Origin of the sequence: Marinobacter daqiaonensis (genome assembly GCF_900115285.1) — a bacterium.
GTDB lineage: Bacteria > Pseudomonadota > Gammaproteobacteria > Pseudomonadales > Oleiphilaceae > Marinobacter > Marinobacter daqiaonensis.
Window position 1 is genome coordinate 901799 of sequence record NZ_FOYW01000001.1, and the last position, 17997, is coordinate 919795.

The following is a 17997-nucleotide window of genomic DNA, read 5'->3' on the forward strand; positions in this document are numbered from 1 at the left end:
TTAACTTTAATGGCCGATTCCTATAGAATGCAGCGCCAATTCGTGGCCTTTTCCACACAACAACGCCCGCCAGCTCACAAGGCCCGCGCGGGCTTCCCCAACTGATGAGGGTTGATACCGTGTTAGAAGCGTACCGTGAACACGTTGCAGAGCGCGAAGCTCTGGGCATTCCCCCCAAGCCGCTGAACGCCGAGCAGACCGCCGAGCTGGTTGACCTGCTCAAGAACCCGCCCAAGGGCGAGGAAGAGTTCCTGGTTTACCTGCTGGAGAACCGCATTCCGCCGGGCGTTGACGAAGCCGCTTACGTAAAGGCCGGTTTCCTCTCCGCCATCGCCAAGGGCGAGGCTTCCAGCCCGCTGGTCGACAAGGAAAAGGCTGTCACCCTGCTGGGCATGATGCAGGGCGGCTACAACATCGCCACCCTGGTGGAACTGCTCGACGACAAGGAACTGGCCAAGCTTTCCGGTGAGCAGCTCAAGCGCACCCTGCTGATGTTCGATGCCTTCAACGATGTGAAGGAAAAGATGGACGCCGGCAACGCCGTCGCCAAAGACGTTGTTGAATCCTGGGCCAACGCCGAGTGGTTCACCAACAAGAAGAAGGTCCCCGAGAGCACCAGGATGGTGGTGTTCAAGGTCACCGGCGAAACCAACACCGACGACCTGTCCCCCGCCCCGGATGCCTGGTCCCGTCCTGACATTCCGCTCCATGCCCGCGCGGCTTACAAGATGGAGCGTGACGGCCTGAAGCCGGACGAGCCCGGTGTCACAGGTCCCATGACCCAGATCGAAGAGATCAAGAGCAAAGGCCTGCCGGTCGCATTCGTCGGCGACGTCGTGGGCACCGGCTCCTCCCGTAAGTCCGCCACCAACTCCGTACTGTGGTTCTTCGGTGACGACATCCCGGGCGTGCCCAACAAGCGTGCCGGCGGCGTCTGTATCGGTAACAAGGTTGCCCCCATCTTCTTCAACACCATGGAAGATGCCGGCGCCCTGGTATTCGAAGCTCCGGTCGACGATATGAACATGGGCGACGTGATCGAGATCCGCCCGTACGAAGGCAAGATCCTGAACGAGGCCGGCGAGACCATCTCCGAGTTCAAGTTCAAGTCCGACGTGATCCTGGACGAGGTTCAGGCCGGCGGCCGTATTCCGCTGATCATCGGTCGCGGCCTTACCACCAAGGCCCGTGCAGCCCTGGGTATGGGAGCCACCGATATCTTCCGTCTGCCCAGCGATCCGGAAGAAGGTACCAAGGGCTTCACGCTTGGCCAGAAAATGGTCGGCAAGGCCTGTGGTCTGGAAGAAGGCCAGGGCGTGCGCCCCGGCACCTACTGTGAGCCCCACATGACCACCGTGGGCTCCCAGGACACCACCGGCCCGATGACCCGTGACGAGCTGAAAGACCTGGCCTGCCTGGGCTTCCAGGCCGATCTGGTGATGCAGTCCTTCTGCCACACCGCCGCCTATCCGAAGCCGATTGATGTGGAGATGCAGCACACCCTGCCGGACTTCATCCGTAACCGTGGCGGCGTTTCCCTGAGGCCCGGCGACGGCATCATCCACTCCTGGCTGAACCGTATGCTGCTGCCGGACACCGTCGGCACCGGAGGTGATTCCCATACCCGCTTCCCCATGGGTATCTCGTTTCCGGCCGGTTCCGGCCTGGTGGCCTTTGCCGCGGCCACCGGCGTCATGCCGCTGGACATGCCCGAATCCGTCCTGGTTCGCTTCAAGGGCGAGATGCAGCCGGGCATCACCCTCCGTGACCTGGTACACGCCATTCCCCTTTACGGCATCAAGCAGGGCATGCTGACGGTCGAGAAGAAGGGCAAGATCAACGAATTCTCCGGCCGTATCCTCGAAATCGAGGGTCTGGAGCACCTGACCGTCGAACAGGCCTTTGAACTGTCAGATGCCTCCGCCGAGCGCTCCGCTGCTGGTTGTACCATCAACCTGTCCGAAGAGTCGGTGGCCGAGTACCTGCGCTCCAACATCACCATGCTGCGCTGGATGATCGCTGAAGGCTACGGTGACCCCCGTACCCTGGAGCGTCGCGCCAAGCAGATGGAAGAGTGGATCGCCGATCCGAAGCTGATGCGTGCCGACAAGGACGCCGAGTACGCCCACGTGGTGGAAATCGATCTGGCCGACATCAAGGAGCCCATCGTCTGCTGCCCGAATGACCCGGATGACGCCAGGTTCCTGGGCGAAGTGGCCGGCGACAAGGTGGACGAGGTATTTATCGGTTCCTGCATGACCAACATCGGTCACTTCCGCGCCGCCGGCAAGCTGCTGGAACAGAACAAGGAGCCCCTCAAGACCCGTCTGTGGATGTCCCCGCCCACCAAGATGGACCAGGCGCAACTGATGGAAGAGGGTTACTTCAATACCTACGGCACCGCCGGTGTACGCACCGAAATGCCCGGCTGCTCCCTGTGTATGGGTAACCAGGCCCGGGTGGCTGCCAAGTCCACGGTACTGTCCACCTCCACCCGTAACTTCCCCAACCGCCTGGGTGATGGTGCCAACGTGTACCTGACTTCCGCGGAACTGGCGGCGGTGGGTGCGGTACTGGGCAAACTGCCGACGCCCGCTGAGTACATGGAGTACGCGAAGGACCTGAACAGCATGTCGGCGGAGATCTACCGCTACATGAACTTCGACCAGATGGAGCAGTACTCCGAGAAGGCGAAGTCCGCTCAGGTAGCCTGAAGCTGATCCCGGCCTTGCCGGGATTCGTGGAGAAACGCCAGCCTTCGGGCTGGCGTTTTTTTTGGCCCCTTACCAGGGCAGGTCCGATCCGTCCCAATGAATGAAGCGACCGGTATCCTCAGGCGTGAGTCCGGAAATAACCGAAACCAAGCGGTCGGCTGTGGTCTCGGGTGAATAGAGGTTGTCGTCCGGGACGTTACTGGTAAACGGCTCCGACAGCGGGCTATCCGTGGTACCCGGATGCAGTGCCACCAGTGAAAGCTTTCGGTGAGAGCGGGAGAGTTCCACGGACGCGGTCTTCAGCAACATGTTCAGGGCAGCCTTGGAGGCTCGGTAGCCATACCAGCCCCCGAGACGATTATCGCCGATACCTCCGATCTTGGCGCTGAGGAAGGCGGCTTTTGCGGGTTCTCCCCGGGGAACCAACGGCAGCAGGTGCTTGAGGATCAGTGCCGGGGTGATCGCGTTGACCTGAAAGTACTGGTCCAGCTGGTCACGATCCAGCTCCGCCAGCCGCTTTTCCGGCGTCAGGTTGGCGCCGTGCAGCGTGCCCACGGCACACACCAGTAAATGGATCTCCTCCCATTCGGACCGGATCGACTCTGCCAGCTCCTCAAGGGCGGGCTCCGAATAATCGCAGCTCAGGTGGCCGTCCACCTGGTCCCCTGCCGACACACCCAGCTTGCGATCCGGACGGGTCACGGCCACAACACGGTATTTTTCCGCCAGTGCCGGAATCATGGCGGTGGCGATGGCACTGTTGGCGCCGGCAATAACGGCAACGGGCTTCATGGTGAACCTCCAGTTACGTATTCAATGCAAAAAAAGGGGTCCCGAAGGACCCCAAGACTGACACGGTTCTGGGACTATCCGGTACTACCGGGTTCCCATGGCACGGTCGAAACCGTCCTGAATGTCTTTGGCGGGCTCCGGAGTCGCCAGGGAGGCAATCACCACCGCGATAGTGGCAAGGATGAAGCCGGGGATGATCTCGTAGACATCAAGGATGCCGCCTGACAGGTTGCCCCAGATCACCACGGTGACACCGCCCACCACTATGCCGGCGATCGCTCCTGCCTTGTTCATACGTTTCCAGAACAGGGAAAGGATCAGTGCCGGGCCGAATGCCGCGCCGAAACCGGCCCAGGCGTAGGAAACCAGATCCAGTACCTTGCTGTCCGGATCCAGAGCCAGCAGGAAGGCGATGAAAGCGATACCCACAACCGCCAGTCGGCCCACCCATACAAGCTCGGTCTGTGAGGCTTCCTTGCGGAATAGCGCCTTGTAGAAATCCTCGGTGAGGGCCGAAGAGGACACCAGCAGCTGGGAGTCGGCGGTACTCATGATGGCCGCCAGAATTGCCGCCAGCAGAATACCGGCAATCACCGGATGGAACAGTGCGTCCACCAGCATGATAAAGGCGCGCTCACCATCCTCCAGTGGGCTCGGAAACTCGTAACCAATGGCGGCGAAGCCCACCAGGAGTGCGCCAAACAGGCCGAAGCCACTCCAGATTACTGCGATGCGACGGGCCGCCGGAATGTCGTTTTCACTGCGGATGGCCTTGAAACGGGCCAGGATGTGGGGCTGACCGAAATAACCCAGGCCCCAGCCAAGCAGGGAAATGATGGCCAGGAAGCCGATCGCTTCGCCATCGGCTCCGGTGAAGGCGCTCAGGAAATTGGTGTTCTTCGCCTCCATCGCCGCCTGGGTTGCCTCCCAGCCGCCGACGGCGTTGATTGCCATGATGGGAACCAGCAGCAGTGCCGCAAACATCAGCAGGCCCTGAACCACGTCCGTCCACGATACCGCCAGGAAGCCACCAAAGAAGGTATAGATAACGATGGCGACGGTACCGACGATAACGGCCGTGACATAAGGCAGGTCGAACACGCTGTTGAACAGCTTGCCACCGGCAACCAGGCCGGAGCTGGTATAGAAGAGGAAGAAAAGCAGGATGAAAATCGCACACACTACCCGCAGGATACGGGAAGTGTCATTAAACCGGTTCTCGAAGTAGGACGGTATCGTCAGTGAATCACCCGCCGCCAGGGAATAGGTCCGCAGCCGGCGTGCCACGAACAGCCAGTTAAGCCAGGTACCGGCCAGCAGGCCGACGGCGATCCAGATCGCCTCGTAACCCGCAGCGTAGGCGTAGCCGGGAAGACCCAGCAACAGCCAGCCACTCATGTCGGAGGCGCCGGCACTGAGTGCCGAAGGCAGTGGACCAAGGCTGCGGCCACCCAGAATGTAATCTGACAGATTGGACGTGCGCTTGTAGGCCACGTAGCCAATTGCCAGCATTAGCAGTATGTAAAGGACAAAGGTCACGGTGACCCCGACATTGCTTCCGACCATAAGTCGTTCTCCCTTGAATGCACAGTTGCGGGCTGTTTTTCTTGATATTCCACACTGCCCGGGGCCCGTTCCCGGTCATTGTTATCTGAATCGCGCTAGACTTTCTCCACACCCAGGGACAGCAAAGAGGCGTTGCCGCCAACCGCCGTTGTATTGATTGTGCGGGTCCGCTCGGTGGCAAACCGGAGGAGATAGTGAGGTCCGCCGGCCTTGGGACCGGTCCCGGAGAGGCCGCGGCCACCGAATGGCTGTACGCCGACCACCGCCCCGATCTGGTTCCGGTTGATGTAGGTGTTGCCCACTTTGACCCGGCGCTCGATGTAGGCGGCAGTGGCTTCACTGCGGCTATGGATGCCCAGGGTCAGCCCGTAACCGGCTGCGTTGATGCTGTCGATCACCTGGTCGAGCTTTTCCGCCTCGTAGCGGACCACGTGGAGTATGGGACCGAAATGCTCCGTCTTCAGGTCACCGATGCCACTGATGCCATAAGCCGAGGGGGCAATAAAGCAGCCCTTGTCACAGTCATCCGGCAAGGGGGTTTCGGCAACGAAACGGGCGTCGGACGCACCGAGTTCTTTAAGATGCCTGCTGAGGCCGGCCCTTGCCTCTTCGTCAATGACCGGCCCCACATCGGTGTTGTGATAGGCGGGATCACCAACGGTCAGCTCCTTCATGGCACCGGCGAGAAGGCTTTCCATGCGGTCCGCCACGTCCCTCTGAAGATACAGCACCCGCAGGGCGGAACAACGCTGCCCGGCACTGGCGAAGGCAGACTGCACCACATCACGCACCACCTGTTCCGGCAGCGCGCTGGAGTCCACGATCATGGCGTTCTGGCCACCGGTTTCAGCGATCAGCGGCACGATGGCGCCTTTGCGATCGGCCAGCTGGCGGTTCAGGAGGTGGGCCACGCCGGTGGAGCCCGTGAAGGCGACCCCGCCAATGCGCTCATCCGGCACCAGGGTTCCGCCAATGGTGGCGCCGTCGCCGGGGAGGAACTGGATGACATCCCTGGGGAAACCGGCTTCGAGCATCAGTTCGAATGCACGGCTGGCCACCAGGCTGGTCTGTTCCGCCGGCTTGGCGATCACGGTATTACCGGATACCAGCGCAGCCATCACCTGGCCCGTATAGATGGCAAGCGGGAAGTTCCACGGGCTGATGCACAAAAACACGCCCCGGCCTTCAAGATACAGTTCGTTGCTTTCGCCGGTAGGGCCGGGCAGCGCTATTGGCCTGCCAAAACGGGATCTGCCCTGAAGCGCGTAATAGCGGCAGAAATCCACGGCCTCCCGGACTTCATCGATGCCATCCTGCAGGGTCTTGCCCGCTTCACGGCAGCAGATCGCCATCAGCTCTTCCATGTGCTTTTCCATGAGGTCGGCGTAGCGCTCCAGACAGGCCGCTCGCTCGTCCACCGGGCGCTCGTTCCAGCTCGGGAAAGCCCGGCTGGCCACGTCCAGTGCTTCACGGGCATGAGCCTCGCTGGTCCAGACCACCTGACCCACCCGATCGCTCTGATTGTGGGGAGCGTAAACGGTTTTGCTGTCGCCGTCGCTGCGACGCTCGCCATTGATCACCGGACCAGCCTGCCACTGCTTGTCCGACCAGCTGGCCATGGCCTTGAGCAGCGGCTCGCGGTCGGCTTCCACATGAATATTCATGCCCCGCGAGTTGGGCCGCTCCGATCCGTAGATATCCCTGGGCAGGGGAATCCGGTCATTGGGCAGGCTCTGGTACTTCTCCAGCTCCTCGACCGGGTTCTTTACCAGCTCCTCGATGGGCGTACGGGCATCCACCAGCCGGTGCACGAAGGAGGAGTTGGCCCCGTTTTCCAGCAGGCGGCGCACCAGGTAGGGAAGCAGGTCCTTGTGGGCACCAACCGGTGCGTATATCCGTACCGGCACGTCTTCATTGTCCAGAATGGTGTTGTACAGGGCATCGCCCATACCATGGAGGCGCTGGAACTCGAACCTGCGACCCTTGCGCTTGGCCATCGCCAGCACGGACGCGACCGTGTGGGCATTGTGAGAGGCCAGCTGGGGATAGAGACCGCCCTCGGTATAATCGCTGAGCAGGAATCTCAGGCAGGCCAGATAGGAAGTGTCGGTAGCCTCCTTGCGGGTGAACACGGGATAGCCATCCGCTCCCAGTTGCTGGCTCAGTTTGATCTCGGTGTCCCAGTAGGCCCCCTTCACCAACCGGATGGGTATTTCGTCTTCCCGCTCCCTGGCCAGCTTGTTGAGCCAGCAAAGTACCGGCAGGGCGCGCTTGGAGTAGGCCTGAACCACCATGCCGAAACCACCCCAGCCACGGACAACGCCGTTGCTGAAAACCTTTTCGAACAGCTTGAGAGACAGCTCAAGACGATCCATTTCCTCCGCATCGATGGTGATGGAAACGTCCTGCTCCCGGGCGAAACGCAGCAGCTCCACAAGCGTGTCGTAGAGCTCGGTCATGACCCGGTCTTCCTGCGCCTCCTCATAGCGGGGATGAAGAGCGGAGAGCTTGATGGAGATGGAAGGCCTGGGTGCCTTGTCGGTGGGGTAACTGTCACGACCGACGCTGGCAATGGCGTCACGGTAGGACTTGAGGTAGCGGGTGGCGTCGTCGTGGGTCATCGCCGCCTCGCCCAGCATGTCGAAGGAATAGGTGTAGCCCTGGTCACGGTATTCCCGGGCGTTCTTCAGGGCCTCATCGATGTCGCGGCCAAGGACGAACTGCTTTCCCATGATGGCCATGGCCTGGTACATGGCACTGCGGATCACCGGTTCGCCGCTACGCTTGACCAGGCGACTCCAGATGCTGGAGGGCGAGCCGTCCAGTCGCTTGTCCATCTTAACCACCCGGCCCGTCAGCAGAAGACCCCAGGTGGAGGCATTCACCAGTGTGGATTCGCTGCGGCCGACATGTTTTTTCCAGTCCGCCGTTGAAATCTTGTCCTGGATGAGGGCGTCGGCGGTGTGCTTGTCCGGAATCCGCATCAACGCTTCCGCAAGACACATCAGCAGGATGCCCTCCTCCGTATCCAGGCTGTACTCCTGCAGCAACGCATCGATCATGTGTACGGCGTCGTCCTGCTCGCGAACCTTGCGGATCAGGTTTGTGGCTGTTTCCGTGACCGCCTTTTTTTCGGCCGCGTCACTGCGGGCAAGTTTCATCAGCTCGCGCAGATAGCTCGCCTCATCAACCGCGTAGTTTTCCGTGATAGCCTGCCAGAACCAGCCCCGGGGTTGCTCCTGGAATGCCGGCCCGAGCACGTTGGATGCAGAAAACATATCAGCCCTCTTCTGTTCAGCGATCAGACAAACCTCCCCTGTTTAAATACAGGTTGGAGTAATAGTCTTGTAATCTAGTCGCGAAACAACGCGCTGGCTTTCAAAAAACTACGGAATATTTTCTGATTCGTCCGATATTTCAGGTTCTGATCATTATCAAAACGGCATTACGGGGTCCGCAAGCGAAGCTCCGAGGGTGTCATTCCCCGATGCTTGCGCAATGCGGTGGTGAGCGCGGACTGACTGGAAAAGCCGGTCCGTGAGCTGATGCTGGCCACTGTCAGGGAGGTGGTGCGCAGTAACTGGCAGGCCTGATCAAGGCGGGTATTCATCAGGAACTGGTGGGGACTCGTGGCCATGGTCTCACGGAAAACCTCATGAAAACGGCTGGTACTGAGGCAGGCAATGCCGGCCAGATCCTCCACCGTAATGCGCTGGCTGAGGTGCTCCAGCACGAAGCGGCGCAGGGTTTCCGGGTCAAGAGTGGGCCGTTTGGCGCGGGGGTCGGGAAGTGCCTGGTTGAGCCGCTCGGACAGCGCGAGAAGAATGGCGGTGGCCAGGTGGTTGCGAATCCCCTCGTCACCGCTGGAGCGCCGGATTTCACCAGCGGATAACTGCACCAGCTGTTGCAGGTGGGTGTCCAGTTCCACCACTGCCGGCCGCTGGAACAGGCGGTTGATGACCACGAAATCCCGGTGGCGGGCTTCGTCCGCCCCGGCATGCCATGCATCCACATTGATAACCAGCACCTGGTTTTCCCGGGCGCCGGAGAATTCGTGGCGAACATCCGCCGGTACCAGGCAGGCCCGCCAGGTGTCCAGGCGCCCCTCGCGACCGTCCACGCTCACTTCCGCGCCGCCATAGACACTGATCACCGCCTGGTGATGTTCATGACGATGCTGGTGAGTGAATTCCGGAAGCGACTGCAAACGGGCTGACAACATGAGGGCACCAGTTTACAACTGTGTCTTACAGGGTTCACCGTCAGCCAGTCGTCGGATTAACCCGGTCACCTGCCCGCTCACCTCCTCGAGGGACCGCGAGGCATCCACAATATGATAGCGCATCGGATACTCCCTGGCTCTGGCCAGGTAACAGTCGCGGATGCGCTGAAAGAAAGCCGCTTTTTCCAGCTCGAAGCGATCCGGTTCGCTGCGATGTCTTGCCCTGGCCATGCCCACATCCACCGGCGCATCCAGCAGGATGACGTGATCCGGCCGGATATCTCCCTGCACCAGCTGCTCCAGAGCGGCAATGCGTTCCCGGGGGACGCCGCGACCTCCTCCCTGGTAGGCATAGGTGGCATCGGTAAAGCGGTCACACAGCACCCACGCACCGGCTTCCAGGGCGGGCAGGATCCGGCTGTGCAGATGCTGGGCCCGGGCCGCGAACATCAGTAGCAGCTCGGTCAGTTCGTTTACGGGCTCGTCCCTCGGTGCCAGCAGGAGTTCACGAATGGCTTCCGCCATGGGAGTGCCGCCGGGCTCCCGGGTCACCATCACGGCCTTGCCGGCGCCCTCCAGGGCGGCCCTGGCAGTGGCAAGCTGGGTCGACTTGCCCACTCCTTCCGTACCCTCGAAAGTAATGAACTGGCCCCGGCTCACTGGCTGTCACCAGTCGGGCTGGGGTCAGGCCTTGGAGAGGACCGGTAATCCTTGCGCCGGTTGAGCTGGTAATCCCGCACCGCCCGGTTGTGATCCTCAAGAGTGCGGGAAAACTGGTGGCTGCCATCGCCTTTCGCCACGAAGTACAGATAATCCCCCTCGGCCGGGTGCAACGCTGCGTGAATGGAGGCCCGACCGGGCAGCGCGATGGGGGTCGGCGGCAAACCGGAAATACGGTAGGTGTTATATGGGGTGTATGTACGCAGGTCGCGGCGGGTTATGCGGCCCTGGTAGGCATCGCCCATACCGTAGATCACAGTGGGATCCGTTTGCAGTCGCATCCCCTTTTCCAGCCGACGGACAAACACGCCGGCGATGTCCTGGCGCTCATCCGGCACACCGGTTTCGCGCTCGATAATGGACGCCATGATGAGGGCTTCGTAGGGATTATCATAGGGCAGTTCATCGGCCCTGTTCTCCCACTCCTCCGCGAGCACCTCATTCATGCGTTCGTAGGCGCGGCGGAGGATATCCAGGTCGGTATCGCCACGATTGTAGGCGTAGGTATCCGGGAAAAAGCGCCCCTCCGGATGGGCCCCCTCATCCCCGAGGGCGGCCATGATCTCCCCGGCGGACCAGTCCGCGGTTTTCTGCTCCAGGTGCGGCGCCTCCTGCAGGGCCACCCTGGCATCAACAAAACGGCGCCCTTCGATAAACTGCACGCTACGGATCTTGGTGCGTCCGCTGACCATCAGGGCGAGCATGTCCTTCGGTGACATACTTGGCAGGAATTCGTACTCACCGGCACGAATCGAGGTATTTTCAGGCTCCAGACGGGCAAACAGCTTCAGCCAGAGGGCATCATCCACCCATCCGTTCTGCTCGAACTCCCTGGCAACGGCCTGGAAGGAGGTTCCTCTGGGCACCAGATAAAGGGTGGGCTCATCCAGGCCGGCGTTCGCCTCGAGGGACTTCAGTCCCTGCCAGGTCCATAGACCCGCGCCGGCAAGGACCACGACCGTGAGAGCGACGAGGGCGAGCAGAAGTGACTTGATCAATGCAACTCCTAAAGGTTTTCGGCAAGGCTGACGATTGTCGCAAGGTGCTCGGAATGAGGCAACCGTTCCCCCTCCAGGGTTTTTACCAGCACGGCTCCGATCACACTGTTTACCAGCAGAAGCCCTTCGAAATCATTGCCCTGGTACTTGTCGGGCGTCAGATAATCTTCCATCACCGGTTCGCCGGCTTCCTCGAGCCTGCGCCCGAGGTGACGCAGCATGACGCTGTCCACCGCTACCTCGTGACGGGGCGGTGTCAGCCACTGCCCCCGCCACCGGAACAGAAGGCAGGTCTTGGTGCCCTCCCGCAGGTCTCCCCGATCACCCATCATCAGCGCCTCGTAACAGTGCTGCGGAATTCCGGTGCTGGCCAGAACCTGCTCAAGGCGATTGAGGGTTTTCAGACCGGCAAGATAGGGATTTATCGTCAATGGAATGCCCGAGACACAGACATCGACACCGCCCTCCGGCAGTGTCGGCGGCGCCTCGTGGAGAGAGACCAGCAGACGCGGTTGCGGATTCGGGGACGGCTGGTAGCCCCGGCCTCCGCTGCCGCGGCTCAACAGGAGCTTGAGTACCAGGGGATGAGACCCGGACCGTGAGGCGATGAGTGGCGCGGCCTGCTCCAGAGCCTGATCGAAATGCCGGGCGCGGAACGGAATCGACAGTCTGGCAGCGCCTGCCAGCATCCGGGATCGATGCCCCTCCACCAGTTCAGGCCGACCATTACGGACACGGAGGGTTTCAAACAGGCCGTCGCCATAGGCAAGCCCCCGGTCATCGCCCGGTATCAGCACCGGGTCATCGGGTGAATTTGTCAGGAGTATCGAAACCATTGGTCACCCTTCGCCATCCCCCGCCCGAATAAACGGGCGACATAAAAAAGCCGCCCTGCCTATGGAAGCAGGGCGGCCTTGGCCTGGCTTACAGAAGAATCAGGCGATCAGCTGTGTGCGTTGATGTAGTCAATCGCATCCTGAACGCTGGTCAGCTTCTCTGCTTCTTCGTCGGGAATTTCGGTCTCGAATTCTTCTTCGAGTGCCATGACCAGCTCAACGGTGTCCAGTGAGTCAGCGCCAAGGTCCTCTACAAAAGAAGAAGAGTTCTGAACTTCGGACTCTTTAACGCCCAGCTGTTCACAAACAATCTTCTTAACGCGCTCTTCAACTGTACTCATAATTTCCTCACTTTTTTTATCAACCAGGCAACGAATGATTGCCAGTTTATGGTAAACCCCACCTGCAGACAAGCAGGGACGATAGTAAATTCGATTGGGATAAAGGGGTTACCCCCCGTCAGCCCATGTACATGCCACCATTGACGTTGATGGTATCCCCGGTCACGTAAGCGGCGGCATCGGATGCCAGGAAAGCCACGACCCCGGCAACCTCTTCCGGCTCGCCCAGGCGACCTGCCGGGATGTTTACCAGCATAGCCTCGCGCTGGCTTTCATCCAGCTTGCGGGTCATATCCGTATCAATAAAGCCCGGAGCCACGCAATTGGCGGTAATGCCCCGGTTGGACATTTCTTTTGCCAGGCTGCGGGTAAAGCCCTCCACCCCGGCCTTGGCCGCGCAGTAGTTGACCTGACCGGCATTACCCATGCCCGCCACCACGGAACTGACATTGATGATGCGACCCCAACGGGCTTTTGCCATACCGCGCAGTACCGCCTTGCTCAGGCGATACACGCTGGCCAGGTTGGTCTCGATCACCGCAGACCAGTCGTCATCCTTCAGACGCATTAACAGGTTATCACGGGTAATGCCCGCATTATTAACGAGAATCAGCGGTGCGCCCACCTCGGCGGTCATTTTCTTGAGACCGGCATCAATACTTTCGGGGTCGGACACATCCATCACCATGCCAAAGCCCTGGATGCCGGCGGCCTTGAGATTGTCGGAAATGGTATCTGCGCCACCCTGGGACGTTGCCGTGCCCACCACGGTGGCACCCTGCTTGCCCAGAGCCTCGGCGATGGCCTTGCCAATGCCACGGGTGGCACCGGTCACCAGTGCGATCTTGCCGTCAAGAGACATGGAATGCTCCCTTCCATTTACAGTCAGAGGTCCAGCCCGGCGTTGGCCGGGCGGTCATTGAGATTCAGGCTTTCCGAAAGGCTTCCAGCGCTGCTTCAAGGCCTTCCGGGGTCTCGATATTGTAGACGTTCAGGCTGCGGTCGATGCGCTTGGCAAGCCCCGCCAGAACCTTGCCCGAACCACACTCGACCACTTCGGAAACACCCTCTTCCCCCAGCAACTCCATGGAATCGGTCCATCGAACCGGTGAATACAGCTGCTCAACCAGGTTCTTTTTCAGCTCGTCGGCGTCCTGAACCAGTTCCGCGGAGACGTTTTGCACCACAGGCGTCAGGGCATTGCCAAAACTGACGTCTTCAAGGGCCTTGGCCAGTTCCTCGGCAGCACCTTTCATCAGTGAACAGTGAGACGGAACACTGACCGGCAACGGCATCGCCTTGCGGGCGCCCTTCTCCTTGCAGATCTCGATGGCCCGTTCCACCGCCTCCCGGTTTCCGGCGATAACCACCTGCCCCGGAGCGTTGAAGTTTACCGCTGAAACCACCTGGTCCCCTGCCGCCTCTTCACAGGCGGCGATCACCTGCGCATCCTCAAGACCCAGTATCGCCGCCATACGGCCGGCACTGGCCGGAACCGCGGTTTGCATGAGTTCGCCCCGCAACCGCACCAGGCGGATGGCATCGGCAAAATCCAGACTCTCGGCAGCCACCAGTGCGCTGTACTCCCCCAGACTGTGTCCCGCCAGATAGTCCGGCTCGGAGCCACCGCCGATGAACCACTGGCGCCAGAGAGCGATGCTGGCGGTCAGGAGCGCGGGCTGGGTCACCATGGTCTGGTTGAGCTCTTCCGTCGGACCATTCTGGCACAGATCCCACAGATCATAGCCCAGCACATTGGAGGCCTCCGTAAAGGTCTGCTCGATCACCGTCCAGGACTCTGAAGCGGTGCTGAGCATACCAACTGACTGAGACCCTTGTCCCGGAAATATAAATGCTGTTTTCATGACGAAAATTTTACCGTGGTTGGTGGTTCAGTAAGATTAGCCAATAGTACAAGCAATAGTGCCGGAGAACCACGGGCCTTGCCGGAAGGTCGTAGGCTTCTGACTGGCCGACATCCGGTCCTCAGATAATCAGGTCATCAAGACGTTCGTTGATGCGCCTTGGAACCTCCAGCTCCACTTCCCGGACGGCCTGCCGTATCGCCGCCTTCATCGCCCGCTCATTGGCGTTGCCATGGCTTTTGATCACAACCCCCTGCAGACCCAGCAGGCTGGCCCCGTTATGGCGTGACGGGTCCATGTCCCGCAGCAGCCGGCCAATAATGGGACGTGCCAGAAAGCCTACCAGACGACCGTAAAGATTTCCCGTAAAGGCCCGCTCCAGCAGCTCGATCAACATGCCGGCTACCCCCTCCCCGGTCTTGAGGGCAACATTGCCCACGAAGCCGTCACAGACCACCACGTCCGCTACATCGCGGAACAGATCACTGCCCTCGACATACCCGATGTAGTTCAGGGTTTCACATTGTGCCAGCATGTGGGAGGCGAGACGAACCTGCTCATTCCCCTTGATCTCCTCCTCGCCCACGTTCAGCAGAGCCACCCGCGGCTCCAGGGTCGCATTGACGGCGGAGGCCATGAGCGACCCCATCAACGCAAACTGATAGAGGTTTTCCGCGCTGGCATCCACATTCGCTCCGAGATCCAGCACATGGCACTGGCCGCGCAGTGACGGAATCAGTTTGGTAATGGCAGGGCGTTCAATACCCGGGTACATCTTCAGAATGGATCGGCCAAACGCCATCAGCGCACCGGTATTGCCGGCGCTGACGCAGCCCTGGGCCTCGCCGTCCCGCACCAGACGCAGGGCTACTGCCATGGACGCATTCTGCTTGTGCCTGAGGGCATGGGAGGGACGTTCATTCATCCGCACGACATCAAGCGCAGGCCTGATACGGATTCGGGGATGCCCTGAATGCAACAAGGCCTTGAGCTGCACCTGGTTACCCACCAGAATCAACGTCAAGGCCTTGTTTTCTTCAACCGCCTCAAGGGCAGCAGCGACGGCGACTTCAGGTCCCCGGTCACCACTCATGGCATCAATTGCGAGGGTTACGGAGGTCACCGTGCTATCTCACCTGCGCCTGTACCTGACCCCCAAGCCATCGGATGACACGGGGGGCCGACACTTATTCGTCCTGAGCTTCGATGACCTGCTTGCCGCGGTAGAAGCCGTCCGGAGAGACGTGGTGACGACGATGAACTTCGCCCGTGGTCGGGTCGGTGGACAGGGTCGGTTTGCTCAGGGCATCGTGGGAACGACGCATGTCGCGCTTGGAGCGGGTTTTACGGTTTTGCTGGACAGCCATGACTGTACTCCTGACCTGTTAACTGTGTGTGCCATCCGGCACGTGTAATTTGTGGCTAGTGCCTGGTCTTCTTAAGCCCTTCAAGCACCTTGAAAGGATTCTCGCGTTTATCCTCCGGATCTGGCTCCGGACTCGCCGCTGGATCAGCCTCGAGAGCCTCAAGGTCCGCCGTTGCCGGGCAGTCTTCCCGCTCGTGTAACGGATAGGCTGGCAAGGCAAGCAGCAACTCGTCCTCGACCATGGTCCACAGATCCAGGGCCTCTCCCTCGACGACGAACGGTTCCAGCTCCGAGGGCAACTGGCGCGCCTTGTCGTCGCTGGTCACAAGACCCAGCTCGAAAGCGGAACTCACATGGGCAGTCATTCCGCTCATGCAGCGCTGGCATTCGAGTTCGACATCGGTTTCCAGCTCGCCGCGGACAATCCGCCGCCGCTGGCTGTCCGCACTGAACTCAAGACGCACCAGACAATCGCCGCCCTCCGGAATGGCGAACACCGCGTTTCGGAAACGATCGAGCCTCACCAGAGGAACAGTTCCCTCCAGTTCGGCACCGGTTTCCGCCATGCGGTGAAAGTCGACAGACCTGGGCAATTCGGCATTTGACATAGGCGCGCAATTTTAGGGACGCAAACCCGCCCTGTCAAAGACTTCCTGCGGCTAATGGCCTCCCATCAGGGTAATTCGTTATCTACCGCCGCTAATTAACTGAATGAGGACTCGGAGAACCCCTTTATGGACGAAGCCGGGGCCAAAGGGCTATGGTTCCGATCACACGATAAAGGAGTTTGTCATGCCCCAGTCCCCGGCCCTTGTTCTGGCATCTTCATCCCCCTGGCGCAGAGAGCTGCTGGAACGACTGGAGCTGCCTTTTGAATGGGCCAGCCCGGACATTGACGAGAGCCCCACCCCCGGAGAAACCGCACCGGAGCTGGTGGAGCGACTCTCCGCCGCGAAGGCACGGGCACTTGGCGATCGCTACCCGGCGCACCTGATCATCGGCTCGGACCAGGTAGCGGCTCTCGCGAACGGCACCATACTGGGCAAGCCCGGTAACCATGAGCGCGCCTGCGAGCAACTCGCTGAATGCAGCGGCCAATCCGTCGCCTTTTTCACCGGCCTGGCCCTGTATGATTCGGCAGGCGGCGCGGTCGAGGTAAGGCACGAAACGTTCACCGTTCGTTTCCGCACCCTCTCATGGGAAGAAATCGACGGCTACCTGAAAAGGGAACAGCCCTATCAGTGCGCCGGCAGCTTCCGGATGGAGGGCCTGGGCATCACCCTGTTCGAGGGCTTTGAGGGCCGGGACCCCAACACCCTGGTAGGGCTGCCATTGATGGCCCTGACCGACCTGCTGCGAGCCAGGGGCCTCAATCCGCTAACCTTCAGCGCAGGTTGAAACGCGACTCGATCAACTGATCGCCCAGGGCGCTGGCAATGGCCACGCCAAGCATGTCGGTGAACTCCCGCAGCGGTGACGGCCTCGGGGTATAGTCCACGAGGTTCTCGTGCCCGACCAGTTCACGGGCCACCCAGGAAGCACTGCCCAGACCATCCACCAGGCCCAGCTCCTGGGCCTGCTCACCGGTCCACACCAGACCACTGAACAACTTGTCATTGTCCACCAGGCGATCACCACGCCCCTTTTTCACCTGCTCGATGAACTGGTTGTGGGTGTTTTCCAGCACGCTCTTCCAGAACTCGACCTCCTCCTGTTCCTCCGGAGAGAACGGATCCAGGAACGCCTTGTTCTCGCCAGCCGTATAAAGACGACGGTCCACGCCGGCCTTGTCCATCAGCTCGGTAAAGCCGAAACCACCGGACACCACACCGATGGAACCTACCAGGCTGGCCTTGTTGGCGTAGATCTCATCGGCCGCGGCAGCAATGTAATAGGCGCCGGAAGCCCCGATATCGGAAATAACCGCATAGGCTTTCTTGTCCGGGTACTCATCCCTCAGCCGCAGGATTTCGTCGTAGACATAGCCTGCCTGCACCGGACTGCCCCCGGGACTGTTGATCCGCAGAATAACCGCCGCTGAATTTTCCGCCTCGAAGGCCCGGCGCAATGCGCCAACAATGTTGTCCGCGCTGGCATAGGTGTCCGAGGCGATGGCACCCTCAACCTGCACCACGGCGGTGTGCGCCTCGACGCCGGAAACCCCCAGACCACCGGTTAACGGCGCACGGAACATGAACAGCAGGGCAAAAAGATAAATGAAAGTCAGCAGTTTGAAAAAGATCCCCCAACGGCGGCTCCGACGCTGCTCGGCGGTCATCGACCCGACCAGTTTCTCCAGCATCTTCGATTCCGTGGACGATCCCGAAGCAGATGCCCCTGACTGCCGACCGGACTGCGAGGAGTCGTCCCGGTCATCGGAGTTCCATACTGACATGCATTACCTCGTTATCTGTTTGTTTAGCCGCGGAACCCGCGGAAGCACGCTGAAAAAAGTAGCCACGGAATCCACGGAAGAACACGGAATGAAAAGATAGAAAAACAGAAACACCGGGCGGGCACTATCAACGCATCATCTTGCCCCCCTACCTTTTCTTTTTCGCCCTTTTCCGTGTCCTT

The 17997-nt window shown here is 60.4% G+C and carries 16 protein-coding genes; 2 read left to right on the top strand and 14 right to left on the bottom strand.

The window, feature by feature from the left end; translation table 11 throughout:
• Positions 1-119: 119 nt before the first annotated feature.
• Complete coding sequence (acnB, locus tag BM346_RS04175) at positions 120-2714, top strand: bifunctional aconitate hydratase 2/2-methylisocitrate dehydratase (RefSeq protein WP_092013286.1); 2595 nt, start codon at positions 120-122, stop codon at positions 2712-2714.
• Positions 2715-2783: 69 nt separating this feature from the next.
• Here the strand turns inward: acnB and BM346_RS04180 are convergent, their stop codons facing one another.
• The 13 genes from BM346_RS04180 to BM346_RS04240 all read right to left on the bottom strand — a co-directional run bounded on the left by BM346_RS04180 (position 2784) and on the right by BM346_RS04240 (position 16028).
• Positions 2784-3506 (bottom strand): SDR family NAD(P)-dependent oxidoreductase, encoded by a 723-nt coding sequence (locus BM346_RS04180; protein ID WP_092009147.1) that lies wholly within the window; start codon positions 3504-3506, stop codon positions 2784-2786.
• 84 nt (positions 3507-3590) lie between these two features.
• Positions 3591-5072, bottom strand: coding sequence for a sodium/proline symporter PutP (gene putP / locus BM346_RS04185; protein WP_092009149.1), 1482 nt, complete (start codon positions 5070-5072; stop codon positions 3591-3593).
• Between the two features lie 95 nt (positions 5073-5167).
• A complete protein-coding gene (putA, locus tag BM346_RS04190) occupies positions 5168-8350 on the bottom strand; it encodes a bifunctional proline dehydrogenase/L-glutamate gamma-semialdehyde dehydrogenase PutA (RefSeq protein ID WP_092009151.1) in 3183 nt (1060 codons plus the stop codon).
• A gap of 167 nt (positions 8351-8517) precedes the next feature.
• A complete protein-coding gene (locus tag BM346_RS04195) occupies positions 8518-9294 on the bottom strand; it encodes a helix-turn-helix transcriptional regulator (RefSeq protein ID WP_092009152.1) in 777 nt (258 codons plus the stop codon).
• Positions 9295-9306: 12 nt separating this feature from the next.
• Entirely contained in the window at positions 9307-9954 is a 648-nt protein-coding gene (tmk, locus tag BM346_RS04200; RefSeq protein ID WP_092009155.1) for a dTMP kinase, read from the bottom strand.
• Entirely contained in the window at positions 9951-11012 is a 1062-nt protein-coding gene (gene mltG, locus BM346_RS04205; RefSeq protein ID WP_092009157.1) for an endolytic transglycosylase MltG, read from the bottom strand. Before mltG ends, tmk begins: the two co-directional genes overlap by 4 nt.
• 8 nt (positions 11013-11020) lie before the next feature.
• Positions 11021-11848 carry an aminotransferase class IV gene (locus tag BM346_RS04210; RefSeq protein ID WP_092009159.1) on the bottom strand — a complete coding sequence of 276 codons (828 nt, stop codon included), beginning with the start codon at positions 11846-11848 and terminating at the stop codon, positions 11021-11023.
• Positions 11849-11955: 107 nt separating this feature from the next.
• On the bottom strand, positions 11956-12189 hold the full coding sequence (acpP, locus tag BM346_RS04215) for an acyl carrier protein (protein ID WP_091848505.1): 234 nt from the start codon (positions 12187-12189) through the stop codon (positions 11956-11958).
• Positions 12190-12307: 118 nt separating this feature from the next.
• The gene (gene fabG, locus BM346_RS04220; RefSeq protein ID WP_092009161.1) at positions 12308-13051 is read right to left on the bottom strand and encodes a 3-oxoacyl-ACP reductase FabG; all 744 of its coding nucleotides are present in this window, start codon (positions 13049-13051) and stop codon (positions 12308-12310) included.
• A 64-nt stretch (positions 13052-13115) separates the two neighbouring features.
• Positions 13116-14054 (bottom strand): ACP S-malonyltransferase, encoded by a 939-nt coding sequence (fabD, locus tag BM346_RS04225; RefSeq protein WP_092009162.1) that lies wholly within the window; start codon positions 14052-14054, stop codon positions 13116-13118.
• A gap of 121 nt (positions 14055-14175) precedes the next feature.
• The gene (plsX, locus tag BM346_RS04230; RefSeq protein WP_092009164.1) at positions 14176-15177 is read right to left on the bottom strand and encodes a phosphate acyltransferase PlsX; all 1002 of its coding nucleotides are present in this window, start codon (positions 15175-15177) and stop codon (positions 14176-14178) included.
• A 64-nt stretch (positions 15178-15241) separates the two neighbouring features.
• On the bottom strand, positions 15242-15421 hold the full coding sequence (gene rpmF, locus BM346_RS04235; protein ID WP_092009166.1) for a 50S ribosomal protein L32: 180 nt from the start codon (positions 15419-15421) through the stop codon (positions 15242-15244).
• Between the two features lie 55 nt (positions 15422-15476).
• Positions 15477-16028 carry a YceD family protein gene (locus BM346_RS04240; RefSeq protein ID WP_092009168.1) on the bottom strand — a complete coding sequence of 184 codons (552 nt, stop codon included), beginning with the start codon at positions 16026-16028 and terminating at the stop codon, positions 15477-15479.
• A gap of 184 nt (positions 16029-16212) precedes the next feature.
• Here BM346_RS04240 and BM346_RS04245 point away from each other — a divergent pair, with 184 nt between their 5' ends.
• Positions 16213-16818, top strand: coding sequence for a Maf family protein (locus tag BM346_RS04245; protein WP_092009170.1), 606 nt, complete (start codon positions 16213-16215; stop codon positions 16816-16818).
• Here the strand turns inward: BM346_RS04245 and BM346_RS04250 are convergent.
• On the bottom strand, positions 16805-17722 hold the full coding sequence (locus tag BM346_RS04250; RefSeq protein ID WP_227662903.1) for a S49 family peptidase: 918 nt from the start codon (positions 17720-17722) through the stop codon (positions 16805-16807). The two genes, BM346_RS04245 and BM346_RS04250, sit on opposite strands and share 14 nt — an antisense overlap.
• Between the last annotated feature and the right edge of the window lie 275 nt (positions 17723-17997).